A 20,395-nucleotide genomic window follows, 5' to 3' on the forward strand; every position below is an offset into this window, starting at 1 on the left:
ATCAATCCTCTGTGGCCAGGGAGCTTGCTCCCTGGCCACAACCCATCAACCCTTGCCGCGCAACATACTGTCCAATACCTCATCCCGGCGCACCCAAGCGTGAAACAACGCCGCCGCCAGATGCACCAGCACCGTCACGAACAACAGGTAAGCCAAGTACCCGTGGGCCTTGCGCAGCAGTGCGAACGTCTGGGCGTGGGCTGGCAGAATCGAGGGCAGTTGCAACGAGTCGCCGAGCATCACCGGGTCCCCCGCCGCCGAAATCATGCCCCAACCCAACAGCGGCAGGACCAGCATCAGGGCGTACAACAGCACATGCGAGGCGTTTGCCGCCAGCACTTGCCAGGCCGGCAGATCCGCCGGCAGCGGCGGTTGACGGGTGGTAAAACGCACCACCAGGCGCACGATCACCAACAGCAAAATCGCGATACCCAATGGTTTGTGCAACTGCAGCAGCCATTCATGGCGTTCGGAGACCGAGGCGACCATGCCCGCGCCGATGAACAGCATGGCGATGATCATCACTGCCATCAGCCAGTGCAGCAGCCGGGCCAGCGGTGCAAAGTGACGAGGGGCGCTCATGGGCGGGACTCCTGTTTGGCGGGCAACTGGCTCACTTCGCTGGTACGGCGCAGATAGGAACTGGCATAGGCGGCGGAACGCGCGACCAATAGCGGGTCTTCGGAACCTTCGATCCCTTGGGGCAGGATCAGCGGGTCATAGTTGATGTCGCGGCACTCGCCGTTGTCCTGCGCCTGAGTGCGCTCGAGCACCAGCGTGCCGGCATTGAGGACCTTGCGGTCAGCGGGCCAGGCCTTGCTGGCATCGTTCACCGGGTCCCCCGGGTTGGCCAGGGTGATGTTCAGCTGCCAGCGCAACGGCCCGGCGGCGAGACGCTTCACCAAGTCTTGCTCGAGGAAGTCGCCGCCCTGGGGTGGGGTCGCATCCGCAGCGTCCTGGCTCATCGGCACCACGCCCCAGCGCACCGCCTGGCGCTGCCCGGCGGGGTTGACCAGATAGAACGCGTTGATGCCGTTGTAGGTTTCAGTGGCGTAGCTGGCCGACGGCTTGGCGGTCTTGATCCATTGCAGGAACGGCGCCGCTTCGGGGTGCGCGGCAAAGAACGCCGGTACGGCCGCAGGGTTCGGTTTTCCGGTGGCAGGATCCGGCGACTGGGCTTGCTGGAGTTGGTAGAAGGCTTCGGGCGTGCCCACCGGAAACACCGGCATGCTGTTCATGCCAGTGCGCCATTGCTGGCCGTTGGCCTGGGTAAAACGCAGTGCCAGGCTGCGAATCGGCACACTGCCGTCCGGCGCATAGGGGTTGCCGCTGGGCAAGGCGAAACGCCCAACCACTGGCGTTTGCGGCTGCGAGAATACTTGGGCGCTGGAATAGGCGCTGGCCTCGCCCGTGCTTTGGAAATAGCCCGCGACGCAGACACCTTTTGAGTGGTTGCGTCGGAAGCCCGGGTGAACGCCGTTGTTTTTTTCCAGCACATTGACCAATGCCTGCGGTGTCAGGCGTTGTGGGTCGAGGCTGCCATTGACGTAGGCAAACACCCCGGCCAGCGCGGCAACAATCACCGCGATGCCGCTCAGACGCAATATCAGGCCGGCGGCACTCAAGGGTGGCCGGCTCGAAGAGGGTGAAGGATCTACCATGAGAAAGCTCCAAGGCTCGGGGCCATTTGTTGGAAAGGACCCGTCAGACGAAGGCGTGACAGGTTTATTCCCACGCCTCGTATTTATTTTTCCTGCACTGGAATAATCTCGTTCGCGGATCGTCTTTCCAGTCCCGGCGCAATGACTGCCCATAGAAGCCACACTTTCATGAACGCACTCGACGAACAGTTGCGCGAGCTCATCCCCAGGCTACGGCGTTTTGCCGTGTCGCTGACGCGCAACCCGAGCAACGCCGATGACCTGGTGCAGGCATGCCTGGAGCGGGCGTTGTCCAAGTGGAACGACAAGCGTCCGGACGGCGATCTGCGGGCCTGGCTGTTTTCGATTCTGTACCGGCAGTTTCTCGACGGTCATCGCCGCTCCCGTCGGTATGCGCGCATGCTGGAGTTTTTCACCGGCCGCGACGATGCCCACCCTTCGGCCGAGCGCAGCGTGATCGCGCAATCGTCCCTGCAGGCCTTCGATCAACTCACGACGGAACAACGTGCACTGTTGTTGTGGGTGTCGGTGGAAGGCTTGAGTTACCAGCAAGTCGCCGACATCCTCGACGTGCCGATCGGCACGGTAATGTCCCGCCTGTCCCGCGCTCGCCAGGCCCTGCGCCAACTCAGCGACGGCGAAATCACCCGCCCTACCCTGCGGATACTCAAATGATCAGCATGCCCCCCAGCGACAGCGACCTGCACGCCTACGTTGATCGCCAACTGAGCGAGGCCGACCAGCGCCTGGTGCAGGCTTACCTGGCCAACCAGCCGGAAGTCGCCGCCCGGGTCCGCGCCTGGCAACAGGACGCGCAACACCTGCGCACGGCCCTGAGCGGCGCTTTGCAACAGCCGCCCAACCCCGACCTCGACCCGGCCATGATTCGCCAGCACCTGAAACATCGCTCCCGCCGCCACCTGGCCAGCGCCGCGGTGTTGCTGCTGGCTGTCAGCGTGGGCGGGGTCAGTGGCTGGCAGGCGCGGCAAATGACCCTGCTCAGCGCTGCTGCCCCGATGGCTGACGCCCTGCAGGCATACCGCTTGATTGCCCAACAGGGCATCCTTCCGGCCGATTACCAGACGAGTGACGAGCAGAGCATGCAAGGCTGGCTCGACCGCTACTTCACCCAGGCCGACCGGCTGCCAGACCTGTCGGGCGCAGGCTTCAAGCCGGTCAGCGGGCGCTTGCTCAGCACCGAACAAGGCGCGGCGGCAATGGTGGTCTATCAGGACCCGAGCGGTCAGAAAATCAGCTTCTACGTGCGCCCACCCGGCCCGAAAAACTTCCTCCTGCCCCGGGGCAGTCGCCGCGAGGGCGAGTTGCAAGCCGAGTACTGGTCCGGGCCGGGCTACAACTATGCGATGGTCATTCCCAGTGATACGCCGACGGTGCAACGGCTCAAGCAGACCCTGAAGTTCTGAGCCCCCTACCCTTGTGGGAATCTCTGTGGGAGCGAGCTTGCTCGCGATGGCGGTGTATCAGTCGACATCATTTCTAACTGAACCTCCGCTATCGCGAGCAAGCTCGCTCCCACAGGGGATACAGGCCGCTCTTGAGAGTGTGTTCACCCCTGCCCAAACACCTGCGAAGGCCTGCGCAGCAACGGGTCGAACGGGTTGATCCGCGGTCCGATCAGGGCCGCCTCGCGCTTGAGCATGTCCACCACCGTCGGCAGGCGATCGGGCCCCAGGCGGTCGCTCACCGTTGCCACGCTCAAGGCGGCCACGGCGCGGCCGTCACGGTCCAGGATCGGCACGGCCACTCCGGCCATGCCTTGCAATACACCGGTGTTACGCCCGGCGTAGCCCAGCGTACGGACGTTCTCCACTTCCGAACGCAGGAAGACTTCATCGTACAAATGGAAATCCTTTAGCCGCGGCAGGTTGTATTGAATCACCGTGTCGCGCTCTTCCTCCGGCAGAAACGCCAGGATCGCCAAGCTGCCCTGCCCCACGCCCAACGCCACGCGGCCGCCAATGTCGCCGGTGAACGTGCGGATCGGAAACGGCCCCTCGCTGCGGTCCAGGCAGACCGCGTCGAAACCACTGCGTGCCAGCAAAAATAACGAGTCCCCCAGGGAGGCCGACAACCGCAGCATCGCCGGGCGCACCAGTTCGCGCAGGTTGCCGGTGTTGCCGGCGCGGGCGGCCAGGGCGAAGAACTCCAGGCTCAGGCGATAGCGTTTGCTGCGTGCGTCCTGCTCGACCATGCCTTCGTCCATCAGGCTGCGCAGCAAGCGATGCGTGGTGGGCTGGGACAGGCCGATGCGCTGGGCCAATTGTGTCACCCGCTCCCCACCCTCGGCGGTGTCACCCAGGCTGCGCAGCACGGCAAACAGCCGGGAGACCGCACCGACACCGACTTCGCCTTTCTCATCATTCCGATCAGTGGAATTATACATGTCATTTCTCGTCATTAAATTTACTCACTGAATGAAACTGAAAATAGTCTTCGCTTCAGTGAAATAGTCCATTGAGCCCATCCTATTCTTCGTCCTACTCTTCGTCCAGACAGGGGCGATTCGAACAACAGCGGCAGCCGACTCAAGGTCGAGCGCCAACGCACCCCAGCAACACCCTTTCGTATCTGCCCATAAAAAAGCGCGCCCGCGGGCGACGCATAACAATCTCAGGTGGAGCGCAGCTATGGCTTTTGTGCAACTTGAAGGACTTGGCAAACGTTACGGCGATATCGACGCCGTGGTCGCCACCAATCTGTCGGTGGAAAAAGGCGAGTTCGTCTCGCTACTGGGACCTTCCGGCTGCGGCAAAACCACAACCCTGCAGATGATCGCCGGCTTCGTCGAAGTCAGCAGCGGGCGCATCCTGCTGGATGGTCGCGACATTACCCACGCCAAGCCCGCCAGCCGTGGCCTGGGTGTGGTGTTCCAGAGCTACGCGCTATTTCCCCACATGACCGTCAAGGACAACGTCGCCTTCGGCCTGCGCATGCGCAAAGTGGCCAATACCGAACTGCAACAACGGGTAGACCGGGTGTTGAAACTGGTACGCCTCGACCGCCACGCCGACCGCTATCCGCGAGAACTCTCGGGCGGCCAGCGCCAACGCGTGGCACTGGCCCGGGCACTGGTGATCGAGCCGCCAGTGCTGTTGCTCGACGAGCCACTGTCCAACCTCGACGCCAATTTGCGCGAAGAGATGCAATACGAAATCCGCCGCATCCAGCGCGAAGTCGGGATCACCACGCTGATGGTGACCCACGACCAGTCCGAAGCCCTGTCGATCAGTGACCGGGTCGTGGTGATGCAGGCCGGGCGCATCACCCAGATCGATGCGCCGTACACCCTTTACGAGCACCCTCGCACCGAGTTCATTTCCGGCTTCGTCGGCAAAGCCAACCTGCTGCCCGGCATGCGGGACAGTGCGGGAGTCGTTCAAGCCTGCAGCCAGGGCAATGGCGAGCTGACGCTAAGCCTGCGCCCGGAAAAAATCGACCTGTGCGAGGCCGGTTCAGGGCGACTGCAAGGCACCCTCGTCAGCCGCTTCTTCCTTGGCAGCCAATGGCTGTACGGCGTCTCGACCAGCCTGGGTGAACTCTGCGTGGTGCGCCGCAACGACGGCTCCACGCCCCTGGTCGAAGGCACGGCGGTGGGCCTGGACTGGGACCCGACGCTGCTGCGGGTGCTGACTGCGGACGAGGTGCCGGCATGAAGCTGATCGATGCGATGCGCCGCGGTCGCCAAGGCTACCTGATGTCCGCGCCAGCCCTGGCCTTGTACCTGGGCTTGCTGGTCATTCCCTTGGGCTTGACCTTGGTCCTGTCGTTCAACGTCTTCGACTACAGCTCGGGCATCAACGGCGACGCCTATACCTTCGAGCACTACACCAGCCTGTTGGGCGATCCGTACTTCTACGAGATCTTTTTGCGCACGTTCTGGATCAGCGCCCTGACCACTTTCCTGTGCGTGCTGATCGGCGTGCCCGAGGCGTACATTCTCAGCCGCATGGGCGCACCGTGGCGCTCGATTTTCCTGATCCTGATTCTCACCCCGCTGCTGATTTCAGTGGTGGTGCGCGCCTTTGGCTGGAGCCTCCTGCTCGGCGCCGACGGCCTGGTCAACCAGGCCCTGCAAGCCTTCGGCGGCTCGCCGATGAAGCTGCTCTATACGCCATTCGCCGTGGTCATCGCCCTGGTCCACGTGATGTTGCCGTTCATGATCATTCCGGTCTGGACCTCGCTGCAGAAACTCGACCCGGCCGCCGAACAGGCCGCGCTGTCTCTGGGAGCGAGCCAGTTCACGGTGATCCGAAAAGTGGTGTTGCCGCAGATCATGCCCGGCGTGCTGTCCGGCACGCTGATTGTGTTCGGCCTCGCCGCCAGTTCCTTCGCGATTCCCGGCTTGCTCGGCGGACGGCGCTTGAAGATGGTCGCCACGTTGATCTACGACCAGTACCTGTCGGAGCTGAACTGGCCCATGGGCGCGGCCATTGCCGTTGCCCTGCTGCTGCTCAATCTGCTGATCATGCTGTCGTGGAACCGGATGATCGAAGGCCGCTACAAGAAGTCATTGGGGTAATTCTTCATGTCCAGAAACGGTCCTTTCGCGCTGCTGTTTCACGCCCTGGTGGTGGTCTTCATGCTCGCGCCGCTGGTGGTGGTCTGCCTCGTCGCCTTCACCCCGGAAAACACCTTGAGCCTGCCGACCACGACGTTTTCCCTGCGCTGGTTTCGCGCCGTGTTCGAACGCGCGGACTTTGTCGATGCGTTCTACAACAGCCTGGTCCTGGCGTTCAGCGCGGCCTCGCTGGCGACGTTGATCGCGGTGCCGGCGGCCCTCGCGATTACCCGGTTCGAGTTCCCCGGCCGGGACTTCTTCAACGGCCTGTTCCTGTCGCCGATCATCATTCCGCACCTGGTGCTGGGGGTCGCATTGCTGCGCCTGTTTGCGCTGATGGGCGTGAACGGCAGCTTTGCCTGGCTGATCTTCGCCCACGTGCTGGTGATCACGCCCTATGTGTTGCGCCTGGTGCTGGCCTCGGCCATCGGCCTGGACCGCAGCGCCGAACAGGCCGCGCAATCGCTGGGGGCGGGGCGCTTCACGCTGTTCCGGCAAATCACCTTGCCGATGATCCTGCCGGGGGTAGCCGGGGGCTGGCTGCTGGCGTTCATCAACAGTTTCGATGAAGTCACCCTGTCGATCTTCGTCACCTCGCCGGCCACGCAAACCTTGCCGGTGCGCATGTACGTGTACGCCACCGAATCCATCGACCCGATGATGGCGGCGGTTTCGGCACTGGTCATCGCGCTCACCGCGCTGACCATGATTCTGCTCGACCGGGTCTATGGCCTGGATCGGGTCCTGGTAGGCAAACAATGAGGACACCATGGCGCTGCTGAAACGACTGGCCGAAGGCGACCGCCCGGCCCTGGACTTTACCCTCGACGGCCAGCCTGCCACCGGCCTGCTGGGGGACACGCTGCTGACCGCCGTGCTGACCTGCAGCGAACACCTGCGCGGCAGCGACTTCAGCGCCGAACCCCGGGCCGGTTTCTGCCTGATGGGCGCCTGCCAGGACTGCTGGGTCCGCCTGGGCGACGGCCGCCGCGTACGCGCCTGCTCGACCCTGCTCGAAGCCGGCCAGCACATCAGCCGCGAACCGGGGCGTCAGGTATGAACACTGTCGACTGGCCTGGCCTCATCGCGAGCAAGCTCGCTCCCACAGGGGAACTGCGGCGCGCACAAGAGCCGCATCCACCACAGACCCCTTGTGGGAGCTTGCTCGCGATGACGGCTTCAAGCACAGCACAAATCCCCCGGCCCGGCCAATGAGGTGGCAATGAAACCTATAGCCATCATCGGCGCCGGCCCCGCCGGTATCCGTGCCGCGCAGACATTGGTCGCCCACGGCCTGTACCCGATCCTGCTGGACGAAGCCGCCCGCGGTGGCGGGCAGATCTATCGGCGCCAACCGGCCAACTTCAAGCGCTCGCCAGGCAAGCTCTATGGCTTCGAAGCGCACAAGGCCAACGCCATCCACCAGACGCTCGACGCATTGCGCGAACAGCTCGATTACCGTCCCGACACCCTGGTGTGGAACGCCGAAGCCGGCCTGCTCGATACCCTGCATGAGGGCCGCGCCGACCGCCTCGAGTACGCCAGCATAATCGTCGCAACCGGCGCCACCGACCGGATCCTGCCGGTACCCGGGTGGACTCTGCCCGGGGTGTACAGCCTGGGCGCGGCGCAGATCGCCCTGAAGTTCCAGGGGTGCGCCATCGGTGAGCGGGTGGTGTTCGCCGGCAGCGGCCCCTTGCTGTATCTGGTGGCCTATCAATACGCCCGGGCCGGCGCCAACGTGGTCGCGGTCCTCGACAGTTCGCCCTTTAGCGCCCAGGTCCGTGCCCTGCCCGGCCTGCTCGCACAACCGGCCACCCTCGCCAAAGGCCTCTATTATCGCGCCTGGCTGACCGCCCATGGCATCGCCGTGCACCAAGGCGCGAGCCTGTCGCATCTCGACGGCGAACACCGAGTGCAGTCGCTGAAATGGCGCAACGCCAATGGCGAACACACCCTCGACTGCGACGCGGTGGCCTTCGCCCACGGCTTGCGCAGTGAAACCCAGCTGGCCGACCTGCTGGGTTGCGAGTTTTCCTGGAACGCCCTCAACCGCGTCTGGCTGCCACGACGGGATCGCTCTGGTCGCAGCAGCGTGCCGGGGATCTATCTGGCCGGTGACGGCGCCGGCATCATGGGCGCCGACGCCGCTGAGATGGCCGGTGAACGGGCGGCCCTCGCCTTGCTCGAAGACATTGGTTATCTGATCGACCCGCAGCGTTGCACTCAGTTGGAACAATCCCTCGAACGTATCGGCCATTTCCGAGAGGGCCTGGAACGTGCGTTTGCCTTTCCTGAAGAGTGGGCCGCAGACGCTGTCGATGACCTGATGATTTGCCGCTGCGAAGAAGTCAGCGCCGGCGACATTCGCCGGGTGGTGGGCGAAGGCCATTGGGAGATCAATCGGGTCAAGGCGCATTGCCGGGTCGGCATGGGCCGTTGCCAGGGACGAATGTGCGGTGCCGCCGCAGCGGAAATCATTGCCCGCGAAAGTGGCCGCACCGTGTCCAGCATCGGCCGCTTGCGGGCCCAGGCGCCGATCAAGCCCGTACCGTTCGGCCTGGAGGTCGAGCCATGATCGAAGTGGATGCAGTGATCATTGGCGGCGGCATCGTCGGCGCCTCGGCCGCATTGTTCCTGAGCAAGGCCGGACGCCGGGTGGCGTTGCTGGAGCGCGACTTCTGCGGCTCGCATTCCAGCGGCGTGAACTACGGCGGTGTGCGCCGCCAGGGCCGGCCGCTGTCGCAATTGCCCTTGTCGCAACGGGCCCATGAGATCTGGAGCCAGTTGCCACAGTTGATCGGCATCGACGGTGAGTACCAGCGCAGCGGTCATCTGAAGCTGGCCCGCAGCGCGGAAGATCTGCAAGCGTTGCACGACTATGCCGCCGCCAGCCAAGGCTTTGGCCTGAATCTGCAACTGCTTGATCGCAAGGCGCTGCGCGGCCGTTTTCCGTGGGTCGGCGCCGTTGCGGTCGGGGCGTCGCTGTGCCCGGACGACGGCCATGCCAATCCGCGCCTGGTATCGCCAGCCTTTGCCCAGGCCGCTCGCCGGCATGGCGCGCAAGTCCACGAACAATGCGCCGTCAGCAACGTTGTGCACGACGGCCAGCGCTTTGTCGTACACACCGCAACGGGCCTGACGTACCACGCGCCCTGGCTGCTGAACTGCGCCGGTGCCTGGGCGAGCCAGTTCGCCGCGCAATTCGGCGAAGCGGTGCCGATGCACGCCGGGCACCCAGCGATGCTGGTCACCGAACCCTTGCCTTTGGTCATGGACGCCAGCACTGGCGTCGAGGGCGGCGGTATCTATGCCCGCCAAGTCTCGCGCGGCAATTGCGTGCTGGGCGGCGGGCAGGGTTTTGCCTTGGACGCTGCACGCGCCCGACCCGGCCAGAGCGCAGTGCTGGAAATCCTGCGCCAGGCCGTCGAGCTCTACCCGTTTTTGGAGGGCGCCCAGGCGATTCGTACCTGGAGCGGCACCGAAGGTTACCTGCCAGATCGCCAACCGGTGATCGGCCACAGCAGCACCCAGCCTGGTCTGTTGCACGCATTCGGCTTTGCCGGCGCGGGCTTCCAGATCGGCCCGGCGGTGGGCCAGGCGCTCACCGAGATCATCTGCAGCGGGGCTTCGACCACGCCGCTGGATGCGTTTTCCATCACCCGGTTTCACTCCATCTCCGTTGCTTGATAGAGGAAGGTCGCGCCAATGAATAACGTCAAACGCAGTGCACTGTTCGGTTTCTGCTCGCTGGGTTCCGCTTGCCTGGGCGCCCTGCTCCCGGTCACCCAGGCGTTGGCCGAGCCGACGCTCTACCTGGGCATGAACGGCGGAACGATGGAGCGGCTCTATGCCGACAAGGTCTTGCCGGCTTTCGAGAAAGCCAACAACGTCAAAGTGGTCATCGTACCCGGCACCTCCGCCGACATCCTCGCCAAAGTCCAGGCCAGCAAAGGCAACCCGCAGATGCATGTGATGTTCCTCGATGACGGCATCATGTATCGCGCCATCGCCATGGGCCTGTGCGACAAGCTCGAGGACAGCCCGCCCCTGGCGCAGATCCCGGCCAAGGGGCGCATCAAGGATCAGGCCGTGGCCGTCAGCCTCGGGGTGACGGGGTTGGCCTACAACACCCGGCTTTTCAAGGAAAAGGGCTGGAATACGCCCACCTCATGGATGGACCTGGCCGATCCACGCTTCAAGGACAAAGTGGTGTTCCAGTCGATGGCCTCATCCACGTTCGGCCTGCACGGCTTTTTGATGTTCAACCGGATCCAGGGCGGCAGCGAAACCGACGTCGAACCGGGCTTCAAGGCCTGGCCGAACACGGTGGGGCGCAACGTGCTGGAGTACATCCCGAGCTCGGCGAAGATATCCGAAATGCTGCAGACCGACGAAGCCGCGCTGTTCCCACTGACGCCAACCCAGGTGACCGCATTGAAAATCAAGGGCATGCCGGTCGAATATGCCCAGCCGAAGGAAGGCGCCGTGGTCCTAAACGTCGCCGAATGTGCCATCGCCCAGAATACCCAACCGGAACTGGCGCAAAAGCTCGCGGCTTTCCTGCTGACCCCGCAAGCCCAGGCCATCGCCCTGGAAGAAGGCGACCAGATCCCGTCCAACCCCAACACCCCGACCACCGACAAGACTCGCGGTCAGGTGGAGGCGATGAAGCAATACCTGGAAACGGCGATTGCCGTGGATTGGGATCAGGTCAACGAACAACGCCCGGCCTGGAACGCCCGCTGGAACCGCAGCATCGAGCGCTAGAGCGATCGACTGTGGCGAGGGAAGCAACACTGTTGTGGGAAAAACTGTTGTGAAAAATTGCTGTGGGAGCAAGGCTTGCCCGCGATGCAGGCGCCTCGTCTTCTCAGAGACCGCGCCGTCTTCATCGCGGGCAAGCCTTGCTCCCACAGATAAATCCCCTCGCCACAGGGTGTTGTACTGAGCTGATTATTGGTTAACTGTCTGGCTACGGGCGCCAGCCCCTCCCCTTGATCAACAGCGGCCCCCTCCATGCACACCCTCGCCCAACTACGCGCCGGCCAGCTCTCCGGCATTACCCGGCTGGACCTGGCCTGCGGCTTGACGGAATTTCCCCGGGAAATCTTCGACCTGGCCGATTCCCTCGAAATTCTCAACCTCAGCGGCAATCAGTTGGACACGCTGCCCGACGACCTGCATCGGCTGACTCGCCTGCGCGTGCTGTTCTGCTCGGACAACCGCTTCACAGAACTGCCCGAATGCCTGGGCCGTTGCAGCGCCTTGACCATGGTCGGTTTCAAGGCCAACCGCATCACGCACGTCACGGGCGCCGCATTGCCGCCACTGCTGCGCTGGCTGATCCTGACCGACAACTGCGTCAGCCAATTGCCGGATGAACTGGGCCAACGCCCCTATCTGCAAAAACTGATGCTGGCCGGCAACCGTTTGCAGCAGTTGCCGGCGAGCCTGGGCCTGTGTCATCGCCTCGAACTGCTACGCATCGCCGCCAACCAACTGAGCGAACTGCCGCAATGGCTGCTCACGTTGCCGAGTCTCAGTTGGCTGGCCTACGCCGGCAACCCGCTGGAAGCCCAGGCAGAGGCGGCGGCCCTGAATACCACGACGCCTATCGACTGGTCGCATCTGGAACTGCAGCAACAACTGGGCGAAGGCGCGTCGGGGGTGATTCATCAAGCGCTCTGGCAGGCGCCCGGCCAGGTGGCACGAAAGGTCGCAGTGAAGCTGTACAAAGGGCAGATGACCAGCGATGGCTCGCCCCTGCATGAGATGCATGCCTGCATCACTGCCGGTCGACACCCGAACCTGATTGAGGTGTTGGGCCAGGTTGCCGGGCACCCCGAGCAACAGGCCGGGCTGGTGATGGCGCTGATCGAACCCAGCTACCGTAACCTCGCCGGACTGCCGAGCCTGGCGTCGTGCAGCCGCGACGTCTATGCCGATGAACTGCGCCTGAGCGCTCCGGCGGCCCTGCGCATCGCCCATGGCATCGCCTCGGTGGCGGCGCACCTGCACCGCCAGGGCATCACCCACGGGGATCTCTACGGGCACAATATTCTGTGCGATGACCAGGGCGATTGTCTGCTGGGGGATTTTGGCGCGGCGTCGTTCCACGCCACCACGGACAACGTGCAAACCCGCGCACTGCAACGCATCGAAGTGCGGGCCTTCGGGATTTTGCTGGGGGAATTGCTGGCGCGGATCGAACCGGGGCTCAGCGCTGAGGAGCTTGCAGGGTTGCAGGATCTGCAGGTGCGCTGCTGTCAGTCAGATGTACTGGCGCGGCCGGGGTTCGATGAGATTGAAAGGTTGCTGAGCGACTTCAAACACATCGACTAAACCAGCCCCCCAAACTAACAAACACACTACTTATTGTGGCGAGGGGATTTATCTGTGGGAGCAAGGCTTGCCCGCGATGCGGACACCTCGTTTTCTCAGAGACCGCGTCGTCTTCATCGCGGGCAAGCCTTGCTCCCACAGAGTGAACCGCACCCTGGGATAAATTCCCTCGTCACAGGGGTGTACTGCTTAACCGGCCAACCCGACAAACATGTCCTGCACGTCATCGTGGTTGTCGAGGCCTTCGAGGAAGGCTTCGACTTCAGCCATCTGCTCGTCGGTCAGGCCACTGACCGGGTTTTTCGGCTGGTAGCCCAGCTTGGCCGACAACACGGTGAAGCCCTGCTCCGGCAAGGCCTTCTGGACGGCATCGAGATCGGCAGGATCGGTGAGGAACAAAGTCGCACCCTCTTCGCCCGGCTCGAAATCCTGGGCACCGGCCTCGATGGCGGCCATTTCCGGATCGGCGTCCGGGCTGTCCGGCGCGGCTTCGATCATGCCGACATGGTTGAAGTCCCACGCCACCGAACCCGAGGCGCCGAGTTGGCCCTTGCGGAACGCGACGCGAATTTCGGCAACGGTACGGTTGATGTTATCGGTCACGCATTCAACGATCAGCGGTACCTGGTGCGGTGCGAACCCTTCGTAGGTGACGCGGTGGTATTGCACGGTTTCACCGAGCTGGCCAGAACCTTTCTTGATCGCACGTTCCAGGGTCTCGCGGGGCATCGAGGCCTTCTTCGCCTGTTCGACCACCAGTCGCAAGTGCGCGTTGGTAGCGGTATCAGCGCCGTTGCGTGCGGCAATGGTGATTTCCTTCACCAATTTGCCGAAGATCTTGCCCTTGGCGTTGGCAGCCGCTTCTTTGTGTTTAACCTTCCACTGTGCGCCCATTACTCACTCTCTTGTCTGACGCGCCGAGACATCTGCCGGCCGGCGCTGTGGCGCAAGTTTATACGGCCTAAACCGGCTGATCGACCAAAAAATTCACCCCGCCGGATCGACATTTTCACAGCGTGTTGTAGGGCATTTCTGAAATAGCGACTCACAAGCACCGTTTCCCCCCGCAGTTTCGTACCCTCTGCGCCTCTCTTCCCGCCAGTAGGAGCTGCGATGCGCAACGACACGGAAAGTCCCTTCAGCCTGACGCTCACGCAAAGCGACTTGCAACTGCAAGTCTTGCGGTTCAATGGCCGCGAAGCCCTCAACCAGCCATACCGCTTTGACCTCGAACTGATCGGCCTGGCCCCGCCGATAGATCCTGAGCTGATCTTGGGGCATCCGGCTTTCCTGCGCCTTGACGGCGAATCGGGCGTCCATGGGATTGTCCACAGCGTTAGCCTGAGTACCCTGGCGCCGCGGCGCATCGGCTATCGCCTGACGTTGGTCCCCTACCTCCAGCAACTGGAGCAAGGTCCGCGGCGCCGGGTTTTCCATCGGCTCAGCGTGGTGCAGGTGCTGCAACGGCTGCTGGAAGAACACGCGCTACCCGTCGACAGTTACCGTTTCGAACTGCCCCATGGGCAGTATCCATGTCGCCCGTTTTGCATACAGTACGACGAAAGCGACCTGACCCTCCTGCAAAGGCTGTGCGAGGAAGAAGGCATTCATTACCACTTCGAACACGCTCCCCAGGGTCATGCCCTGGTGTTTGCCGAAGACCCGAAGAGCTTTCCCGCGCGCCCCGTCGAACTGCCCCTGCGTCCGAACGACAGCCAGCTACCGGCCGCCAAACGCTTGTATTTGCGTCACCATCCGATGATGCCTGGCCTGCCCGTCGGGTTCAGTGACCGGGCCCCGCCCGAAGCCAACGCCTCGGCGGCGAATCAACCTCTTGAGCGGATCGATCACAAAGCCATGCGCGACAACCCGGCCTTGGCACACCGTTACCAGGCCGGTCGCCGCCACCTTGAACGGCTGCGCTGCCGGCAACGGGAAATCCATGGCCACAGTACCCAACCGGTCCTGCACGGTGGCAACATCGTGCAGATCTGCGAACACCCGGTTGCAGCCTTCAACGATCAATGGCTGATCACCGAGGTCCAGCACCGCGGACGGCAGTTTTCGATCCTGGAACCGGACGTGCCCGCCGCACCGTCGTCCCGTGACTACCGCAACCGGTTCACCGCCATTCCCTGGTCCACCGCGTTCAGGCCAGCCCTCAAGCATGCCAAGCCCTGCATCCCCGGGTACCACCTGGCCCATGTACTCGGCCGCGCCGGCCAGCCGGCCAGCCCCGATGAACGTGGCCAGGTGCGTGTCAGCCTATGGGCGCCGGACCAAGACGGCATCACGCTGCCCGTATCGCGGCTGACGCTGGATGGCAGCCCCAACCTGATGGCCGGCAGCGAAGTGCTGGTGAGTTTTCTCGATGGCGACCCTGATCGACCGGTGCTGTGCCCAGGGGCTGTCGATACCGGCGCAGACCATACCGCCACGCGCCCGAAATCGCCCCGTGGCAATCATGATGCGGGGATGCTGTTGGACTGGCTGCTGAATCCGCCGGACTTCACGCCCTGACTCAACCCTGTAACTTCATGCCGGCAAAACTGATCTGGCTCATGCAAACCCAGCGAAACGGGCTTACAGTAAACGGATAACGCCGCTCTAGACGGCGCTCTACCCTGATCGTTGGAGATACCTGCAATGCCCTGGAAAAACTCAGAAAGCCGCTACAGTACCGTCACGGTAACCTTGCATTGGCTGATGCTGGTTCTGCTGGCCGTGGTTTATGCCTGCATCGAGTTCCGAGGGATTTTCCCCAAGGGCAGTGGCGGCCGGACCCTGATCAAGGAAGCGCACTTCATGCTCGGCCTGACGGTGTTCCTGCTGGTCTGGCTACGCCTGTTCGCCCGCAGCATGGGTAAGGCACCGGCGATTTTCCCGGCGTCGCCTGCATGGCAAACCGTTCTCGCTCGCCTGATGCACTGGGCGCTGTACCTGTTCATGATCGCCATGCCGCTGCTGGGCTGGCTGATCACCAGCGCCGAAGGGCATCAGGTGATGTTCTATGGTTTCGATCTGCCCTTGCTCATCGATCAGGACAAGGAATTTGCCAAGCAGCTGGAAGGTTGGCATGTGCTGGGCGGCACTATCGGCTATTGGTTGATTGGCCTGCATGCCTTGGCGGGGCTGTACCACCACTATGTGGTACGGGACAACACGCTGCTGCGGATGATGCCCAAGCGCGGCTGATCGCCGTTACTCGAACCCTCGGCGGCCTTGCAAACCGCCGGTGTGGACGAAGATCAAACGGGTGCCTGGGGCAAACCCTCCGGCCTCGACCCGTGCTCTAAGCAACATCAAGGCTTTGCCGGTGTACAACGGCTCCAGTTCGATGGCCGCCGTGCTGTCGATGAACGCGGTGAGTTCAGCATCGACCCGGGCGAAACCGCCACGGCTGCCGTCGAACAATTCATAAAGTGGACTGCAAAGCCCCGCCTCCCCCACGATGCGTTCGACTTGCTGCGCCACGCCATGGTCCTGGGGCACCGCCAGCACGCCATAGACCGGGCGCTGTCCCGCTTCGGCCAGCACCAGCCCGGCCAACGACGTACCGGTGCCGCAGGCCAGCCACCAACCGTGAAAATCCGCCCATCCCAACGTCGCCAGTTGTTCACGGACACTGGCTGCCCATACCTGGCAGCCTTGTGCGCCGGGTAATCCTGAACCGCCCTCGGGCACCGGATGCAAATGTGGATAGCGGATCTGCCACGGCGCCCAGAAACCCGGCGCGTGTCGCTCTCGGTACCCGCCATACCCCAACCAGTGCAGGTCCATGCCAAACGCTTTCAGGTCGCGCACCGTCGGCGTGTCCTGGGGCTGACCACGCAACAGCCCCGCCGTGGGAAACCCGAAGCGCTTGCCCGCCGCCGCCAACGCATGCAAATGGTTGGAATAGGCCCCGCCCAGGCTCATGACCCCCTCGGCACCGGCCTCATGGGCGGCGCGCAAATGATGGACCAGCTTGAACCACTTGTTGCCGCTGATCAGTGGATCGATCCGGTCCAGGCGCAACACCGCCACCTCAACACCGGCACGGGCGAGCCAGTCCAGGTGAAGGGGTTCGAGTCGGGGTTGGGGATGCCAATCGAGGGCGGGAAGCAGCATGGCAGCAGGCCCGAGGGGAAACAGGCCGGCATCTTAACAGCTTGGCAGCGGGTGATTTCAGGTTCACCACATCCCCTGTGGGAGCGAGCTTGCTCGCGATGGCGGTTAGTCAGCAGCATGAATGTTGACTGACCTGCGGCTATCGCGAGCAAGCTCGCTCCCACAAGGGTTTTCCTGGGGCGCTGCCTTACAACTGCGCCGCCAACCGCGAACCCTGGTTGATCGCCCGCTTGGCGTCCAGTTCCGCCGCCACGTCGGCACCGCCGATCAGATGAACCTTCTGCCCCGCCGCCTCCAGGCCTTCCTGCAATTCACGCAGCGGATCCTGGCCGGCGCAGATCACGATGTTGTCCACGGCCAGCACTTGCGGCTCACCGGTTTCGCCGATGCGAATGTGCAGGCCCTCGTCGTCGATCTTCAGGTATTCGACGCTGTTGAGCATCTGCACCTGCTTGTTCTTCAGGCCCGTGCGGTGAATCCAGCCGGTGGTCTTGCCCAGGCCGTCACCGACCTTGGATGTCTTGCGTTGCAGCAGGAACACCTGGCGCGCCGGCGCATGAGGTTCGGCCTTGATCCCGGCCACGCCGCCGCGAGCCTCGAGGTGGGTGTCGATGCCCCACTCCTTCCAGAACGCCTCGCGGTCCTGGCTGGTGGCAACGCCTTGATGAACCAGGAACTCCGACACGTCGAAGCCGATACCGCCGGCACCGATCACCGCGACACTGCGGCCCACCGGCTTGCGCTCGAGGATCACGTCCAGGTAGCTCAACACCTTGGCATGCTCCACGCCAGGAATCGCCGGCACGCGCGGTGCGATGCCGGTGGCGAGGATGATCTCGTCATAACCGCCAGCCACCAATTGCGCCACATCCACCCGGGTGTCGAGGCACAGCTCGACATGGCTGGTCTGCAATTTGCGCTTGAAGTAGCGCAGGGTTTCGAAAAACTCTTCCTTGCCCGGCACGCGCTTGGCAATGTTGAACTGACCACCGATTTCACTGGCCGAATCGAACAGCGTCACCTGGTGCCCACGCTCGGCCGCCACCGTGGCAGCGGACAACCCGGCCGGGCCGGCACCGACCACGGCGATTTTCTTCACCTGGGTCACCGGCAGGTAGTTCAGCTCGGTTTCGTGGCAGGCCCGCGGGTTGACCAGGCAACTGGTGAGCTTGCCGCCAAAGGTGTGGTCCAGGCACGCCTGGTTGCAGCCGATGCAGGTGTTGATTTCATCGCCGCGACCGGCAGCGGCCTTGTTGACGAACTCCGGATCGGCCAGGAACGGCCGGGCCATGGAGACCATGTCGGCATCGCCTTCGGCCAGGATCTGCTCGGCCACTTCCGGGGTGTTGATGCGGTTGGTGGTGATCAGCGGGATGCTGACCGAACCACGCAGCTTGGCCGTGACCTTGCTGAACGCGGCGCGCGGAACCTTGGTGGCGATGGTGGGAATTCGCGCTTCGTGCCAACCGATACCGGTGTTGATAATCGTCGCGCCGGCCTGCTCGATGGCCTTGGCCAACTGGACGATTTCGTCCCAGGAACTGCCACCTTCCACCAGATCAAGCATCGACAGGCGAAAGATGATGATGAAATTCGGGCCTACCGCCTCGCGCACTCGACGGACGATTTCCACCGGCAGGCGCATGCGGTTTTCATAGCTGCCGCCCCAACGGTCGGTACGGTGGTTGGTGTGGGCCGCCAGGAACTGGTTAATGAAATAACCTTCCGAGCCCATGATCTCGACGCCGTCGTATTCGGCCTTCTGGGCCAGTACCGAGCAGGTGACGAAATCGCTGATCTGTTTCTCGATACCCTCCTCGTCCAGCTCCTTGGGCTTGAATGGGTTGATCGGTGCCTGGATCGCGCTCGGTGCCACCTGCTTGGGGCTGTAGGCGTAGCGCCCGGCATGGAGAATCTGCATGCAGATCTTGCCACCGGCCTCGTGTACGGCCCGGGTAACGATCTGGTGCTTGAGCGCTTCTTCTTCGGTGGTCAGCTTGGCCGCGCCGGAGTAGACACCACCCTCGTCGTTCGGTCCGATCCCGCCGGTGACCATCAGACCCACGCCGCCCCGGGCGCGCTCGGCAAAATACGCCGCCATACGCTCGAAGCCGCCGGGTTTCTCTTCCAGGCCGGTGTGCATCGAGCCCATCAGGGTACGGTTGCGCAAGGTGGTGAAACCCAGGTCCAGCGGGGCCAGCAGATGCGGGTAATGAGAGGCGGTCATCGGTAACTCCACAACGGGCGATCACGGGGAAAAGCGCAAGCTCTGCGGCCTGCGTCTGTCATGACCCACAGCGTAAGAGTCGGGATGCGGGCACTCAATGACCGTAACTGACAACTTAATGATCCAAATGTGCAGGGTGCCGATCAGTCGTGCGTGACTCTCGGCGGGGTGAGCCAGTCCTATCAACGCTGGCCCAGGTGCTGAAACCAAAAATAACCCTAATAACATGGTGCTCATTGCATGCATCCCCAACGAAAAATGCTGCACAACGAGTTGCACGCCCGCCCGTCGCTGTATTTCGACGAGCCGGCCCACGTCTTCCACCTGGCGTTTCTTGGCGACAATGCCCAGTGCAACGCGTTGCTCGAACGACTGTGCCCTGAAACCGTCGCAGCAGAGGCCGCACAAGGCATCACCCGCCTTGAAGGACATCCGCTCAAGTGGGAGCGCCACGCCGAGTTCTTCACCCTGACCCTGGTTGTTCCCGCCAGCACCAATGAACTGCACTGGACAACGCTGCCCGAATGCCTTGCCCAGGGTATCGAAGGCCATTCCCAGCACCTCATCAATGCGGTTCAGGTGGTGGTGCGCGCCGAAGCCGGTCTCGATCTGCCCAGCTACGGTTTCAAGGACCCTTGCGGCTCTTGCGTGGGCGGTGGCGATGCGGTGGTCTGGAGCGATTTTCGCCTGACCGAGGATGGCACCAATCGCCTGCTGTTCATCAACCGACGGCTCAACGCTTATCGCCAGGGCCGCATGATCCGGCGCCTGCTGGAAATCGAGACCTATCGCATGATGGCGTCCTTGTCGCTCAATACCGCCAAGGCACTGGACCCGCAACTGAACGAATTCGATCGCACCCTGGTGAGCCTGTCCGAACGCAACGCCAATGCCAGCGGCGTGCATGCCAAGGCCCTGCTGGAGGACATCGCCCTGCTGTCTCGCCAGGTCGTCAGTAGCACGGTCAAGAATCGCCACCGTTTCAGCGCCACCCGCGCCTACGCCCAACTGGTGTTCGAGCGCCTGGGGGAGTTGCGCGAAAGTCACCTGGGCGATTGCCAGCGGCTGGGCGTGTTCATCGAACGGCGTTTCAAACCCACGGTGCGTTATTGCGCAGCCACCGAACAGCGCCTTGAACAACTGGCCATGAGCGTCGCCAACCTGGGTGACCTGCTGCAAGCCCGCGTACAAGTCGAGATGGAAGACCAGAACGCCGAGATCCTGCGCAGCCTCAATGCGCGTGCCGATGCACAGATCAAGATCCAGCGCGCGGTGGAAGGTCTGTCGATCATTGCCATCACCTACTACCTGATCAACCTGTTCAAACTGGTCTATAGCGGGCTGCACACCTTGGGCGCAAACCTCTCGGCCCGCGAAGCGCTGGTGGGCATGACGCCACCGGTGCTGCTGATCATGTTGCTGATTCTGATCCGGATCCGGAAAGCCAAAAGTCACTAGCGCGCCTTGCCAGCG

Annotated in this window: 19 protein-coding genes; 13 read left to right on the forward strand and 6 right to left on the reverse strand. The window is 63.1% G+C overall.

Annotated features, from left to right (window positions below):
* Nucleotides 1-45: 45 nt before the first annotated feature.
* Both AB4O09_RS20690 and AB4O09_RS20695 read right to left on the reverse strand, forming a co-directional pair.
* Nucleotides 46-582, reverse strand: a complete 537-nt coding sequence (locus tag AB4O09_RS20690; RefSeq protein ID WP_003199979.1) for a cytochrome b — start codon at nt 580-582, stop codon at nt 46-48.
* Nucleotides 579-1,661 (reverse strand): catalase family peroxidase, encoded by a 1,083-nt coding sequence (locus AB4O09_RS20695; RefSeq protein WP_003199978.1) that lies wholly within the window; start codon nt 1,659-1,661, stop codon nt 579-581. Before AB4O09_RS20695 ends, AB4O09_RS20690 begins: the two co-directional genes overlap by 4 nt.
* A gap of 168 nt (nt 1,662-1,829) precedes the next feature.
* On the opposite strand from AB4O09_RS20695, the gene AB4O09_RS20700 reads away from it, so the two are divergent.
* A complete protein-coding gene (locus tag AB4O09_RS20700) occupies nt 1,830-2,336 on the forward strand; it encodes a sigma-70 family RNA polymerase sigma factor (protein WP_003199976.1) in 507 nt (168 codons plus the stop codon).
* Nucleotides 2,333-3,085: an anti-sigma factor family protein gene (locus AB4O09_RS20705; protein ID WP_027912597.1), complete on the forward strand. Its 753-nt coding sequence runs from the start codon at nt 2,333-2,335 to the stop codon at nt 3,083-3,085. The genes AB4O09_RS20700 and AB4O09_RS20705 overlap by 4 nt, the downstream gene beginning before the upstream one ends.
* Nucleotides 3,086-3,228: 143 nt before the next feature.
* Here AB4O09_RS20705 and AB4O09_RS20710 read toward each other — a convergent pair whose 3' ends face one another.
* On the reverse strand, nt 3,229-4,065 hold the full coding sequence (locus AB4O09_RS20710; RefSeq protein WP_038855969.1) for an IclR family transcriptional regulator: 837 nt from the start codon (nt 4,063-4,065) through the stop codon (nt 3,229-3,231).
* Between the two features lie 244 nt (nt 4,066-4,309).
* Here AB4O09_RS20710 and AB4O09_RS20715 point away from each other — a divergent pair, with 244 nt between their 5' ends.
* The 8 genes from AB4O09_RS20715 to AB4O09_RS20750 all read left to right on the forward strand — a co-directional run bounded on the left by AB4O09_RS20715 (nt 4,310) and on the right by AB4O09_RS20750 (nt 12,585).
* Nucleotides 4,310-5,335 carry an ABC transporter ATP-binding protein gene (locus AB4O09_RS20715; protein ID WP_038855970.1) on the forward strand — a complete coding sequence of 342 codons (1,026 nt, stop codon included), beginning with the start codon at nt 4,310-4,312 and terminating at the stop codon, nt 5,333-5,335.
* Nucleotides 5,332-6,201 (forward strand): ABC transporter permease, encoded by an 870-nt coding sequence (locus AB4O09_RS20720; RefSeq protein ID WP_003199968.1) that lies wholly within the window; start codon nt 5,332-5,334, stop codon nt 6,199-6,201. The genes AB4O09_RS20715 and AB4O09_RS20720 overlap by 4 nt, the downstream gene beginning before the upstream one ends.
* A 6-nt stretch (nt 6,202-6,207) precedes the next feature.
* Nucleotides 6,208-7,002, forward strand: coding sequence for an ABC transporter permease (locus tag AB4O09_RS20725; RefSeq protein ID WP_003199966.1), 795 nt, complete (start codon nt 6,208-6,210; stop codon nt 7,000-7,002).
* Nucleotides 7,003-7,009: 7 nt separating this feature from the next.
* A complete protein-coding gene (locus AB4O09_RS20730) occupies nt 7,010-7,300 on the forward strand; it encodes a (2Fe-2S)-binding protein (RefSeq protein ID WP_003199964.1) in 291 nt (96 codons plus the stop codon).
* Nucleotides 7,301-7,462: 162 nt separating this feature from the next.
* Nucleotides 7,463-8,818: an FAD/NAD(P)-dependent oxidoreductase gene (locus tag AB4O09_RS20735; protein WP_013692657.1), complete on the forward strand. Its 1,356-nt coding sequence runs from the start codon at nt 7,463-7,465 to the stop codon at nt 8,816-8,818.
* A complete protein-coding gene (locus tag AB4O09_RS20740) occupies nt 8,815-9,930 on the forward strand; it encodes an NAD(P)/FAD-dependent oxidoreductase (RefSeq protein ID WP_013692656.1) in 1,116 nt (371 codons plus the stop codon). Before AB4O09_RS20735 ends, AB4O09_RS20740 begins: the two co-directional genes overlap by 4 nt.
* A gap of 18 nt (nt 9,931-9,948) precedes the next feature.
* On the forward strand, nt 9,949-11,010 hold the full coding sequence (locus AB4O09_RS20745; protein WP_003199958.1) for an ABC transporter substrate-binding protein: 1,062 nt from the start codon (nt 9,949-9,951) through the stop codon (nt 11,008-11,010).
* A 249-nt stretch (nt 11,011-11,259) separates the two neighbouring features.
* Nucleotides 11,260-12,585 carry a leucine-rich repeat-containing protein kinase family protein gene (locus AB4O09_RS20750; protein ID WP_003199956.1) on the forward strand — a complete coding sequence of 442 codons (1,326 nt, stop codon included), beginning with the start codon at nt 11,260-11,262 and terminating at the stop codon, nt 12,583-12,585.
* A gap of 189 nt (nt 12,586-12,774) precedes the next feature.
* Here AB4O09_RS20750 and AB4O09_RS20755 read toward each other — a convergent pair whose 3' ends face one another.
* Nucleotides 12,775-13,479 carry a YebC/PmpR family DNA-binding transcriptional regulator gene (locus AB4O09_RS20755; protein ID WP_003199952.1) on the reverse strand — a complete coding sequence of 235 codons (705 nt, stop codon included), beginning with the start codon at nt 13,477-13,479 and terminating at the stop codon, nt 12,775-12,777.
* A 219-nt stretch (nt 13,480-13,698) separates the two neighbouring features.
* On the opposite strand from AB4O09_RS20755, the gene AB4O09_RS20760 reads away from it, so the two are divergent.
* Together AB4O09_RS20760 and AB4O09_RS20765 are read left to right on the forward strand one after the other, a co-directional pair.
* A complete protein-coding gene (locus AB4O09_RS20760; RefSeq protein ID WP_039011107.1) occupies nt 13,699-15,105 on the forward strand; it encodes a type VI secretion system Vgr family protein in 1,407 nt (468 codons plus the stop codon).
* Between the two features lie 126 nt (nt 15,106-15,231).
* Nucleotides 15,232-15,780, forward strand: a complete 549-nt coding sequence (locus AB4O09_RS20765) for a cytochrome b (RefSeq protein WP_003199949.1) — start codon at nt 15,232-15,234, stop codon at nt 15,778-15,780.
* A gap of 6 nt (nt 15,781-15,786) precedes the next feature.
* Here the strand turns inward: AB4O09_RS20765 and AB4O09_RS20770 are convergent, their stop codons facing one another.
* Both AB4O09_RS20770 and AB4O09_RS20775 read right to left on the reverse strand, forming a co-directional pair.
* Complete coding sequence (locus AB4O09_RS20770) at nt 15,787-16,695, reverse strand: 1-aminocyclopropane-1-carboxylate deaminase/D-cysteine desulfhydrase (protein ID WP_003199948.1); 909 nt, start codon at nt 16,693-16,695, stop codon at nt 15,787-15,789.
* A gap of 187 nt (nt 16,696-16,882) precedes the next feature.
* Nucleotides 16,883-18,922 (reverse strand): oxidoreductase, encoded by a 2,040-nt coding sequence (locus AB4O09_RS20775; RefSeq protein WP_003199946.1) that lies wholly within the window; start codon nt 18,920-18,922, stop codon nt 16,883-16,885.
* Between the two features lie 240 nt (nt 18,923-19,162).
* Here AB4O09_RS20775 and AB4O09_RS20780 point away from each other — a divergent pair, with 240 nt between their 5' ends.
* Nucleotides 19,163-20,380: a DUF3422 domain-containing protein gene (locus AB4O09_RS20780; RefSeq protein ID WP_013692652.1), complete on the forward strand. Its 1,218-nt coding sequence runs from the start codon at nt 19,163-19,165 to the stop codon at nt 20,378-20,380.
* The last annotated feature ends 15 nt before the right edge of the window (nt 20,381-20,395 follow it).

It is taken from the genome of Pseudomonas sp. H1_F01 (genome assembly GCF_054681425.1).

Bases quoted from the DNA above. Each gene is read 5' to 3' on its own strand.
- AB4O09_RS20690 (WP_003199979.1), bottom strand. From the start codon at position 582: ATGAGCGCCCCTCGTCACTTTGCACCGCTGGCCCGGCTGCTGCACTGG.
- AB4O09_RS20695 (WP_003199978.1), bottom strand. From the start codon at position 1,661: ATGGTAGATCCTTCACCCTCTTCGAGCCGGCCACCCTTGAGTGCCGCC.
- AB4O09_RS20700 (WP_003199976.1), top strand. From the start codon at position 1,830: ATGAACGCACTCGACGAACAGTTGCGCGAGCTCATCCCCAGGCTACGG.
- AB4O09_RS20705 (WP_027912597.1), top strand. From the start codon at position 2,333: ATGATCAGCATGCCCCCCAGCGACAGCGACCTGCACGCCTACGTTGAT.
- AB4O09_RS20710 (WP_038855969.1), bottom strand. From the start codon at position 4,065: ATGTATAATTCCACTGATCGGAATGATGAGAAAGGCGAAGTCGGTGTC.
- AB4O09_RS20715 (WP_038855970.1), top strand. From the start codon at position 4,310: ATGGCTTTTGTGCAACTTGAAGGACTTGGCAAACGTTACGGCGATATC.
- AB4O09_RS20720 (WP_003199968.1), top strand. From the start codon at position 5,332: ATGAAGCTGATCGATGCGATGCGCCGCGGTCGCCAAGGCTACCTGATG.
- AB4O09_RS20725 (WP_003199966.1), top strand. From the start codon at position 6,208: ATGTCCAGAAACGGTCCTTTCGCGCTGCTGTTTCACGCCCTGGTGGTG.
- AB4O09_RS20730 (WP_003199964.1), top strand. From the start codon at position 7,010: ATGGCGCTGCTGAAACGACTGGCCGAAGGCGACCGCCCGGCCCTGGAC.
- AB4O09_RS20735 (WP_013692657.1), top strand. From the start codon at position 7,463: ATGAAACCTATAGCCATCATCGGCGCCGGCCCCGCCGGTATCCGTGCC.
- AB4O09_RS20740 (WP_013692656.1), top strand. From the start codon at position 8,815: ATGATCGAAGTGGATGCAGTGATCATTGGCGGCGGCATCGTCGGCGCC.
- AB4O09_RS20745 (WP_003199958.1), top strand. From the start codon at position 9,949: ATGAATAACGTCAAACGCAGTGCACTGTTCGGTTTCTGCTCGCTGGGT.
- AB4O09_RS20750 (WP_003199956.1), top strand. From the start codon at position 11,260: ATGCACACCCTCGCCCAACTACGCGCCGGCCAGCTCTCCGGCATTACC.
- AB4O09_RS20755 (WP_003199952.1), bottom strand. From the start codon at position 13,479: ATGGGCGCACAGTGGAAGGTTAAACACAAAGAAGCGGCTGCCAACGCC.
- AB4O09_RS20760 (WP_039011107.1), top strand. From the start codon at position 13,699: ATGCGCAACGACACGGAAAGTCCCTTCAGCCTGACGCTCACGCAAAGC.
- AB4O09_RS20765 (WP_003199949.1), top strand. From the start codon at position 15,232: ATGCCCTGGAAAAACTCAGAAAGCCGCTACAGTACCGTCACGGTAACC.
- AB4O09_RS20770 (WP_003199948.1), bottom strand. From the start codon at position 16,695: ATGCTGCTTCCCGCCCTCGATTGGCATCCCCAACCCCGACTCGAACCC.
- AB4O09_RS20775 (WP_003199946.1), bottom strand. From the start codon at position 18,922: ATGACCGCCTCTCATTACCCGCATCTGCTGGCCCCGCTGGACCTGGGT.
- AB4O09_RS20780 (WP_013692652.1), top strand. From the start codon at position 19,163: ATGCATCCCCAACGAAAAATGCTGCACAACGAGTTGCACGCCCGCCCG.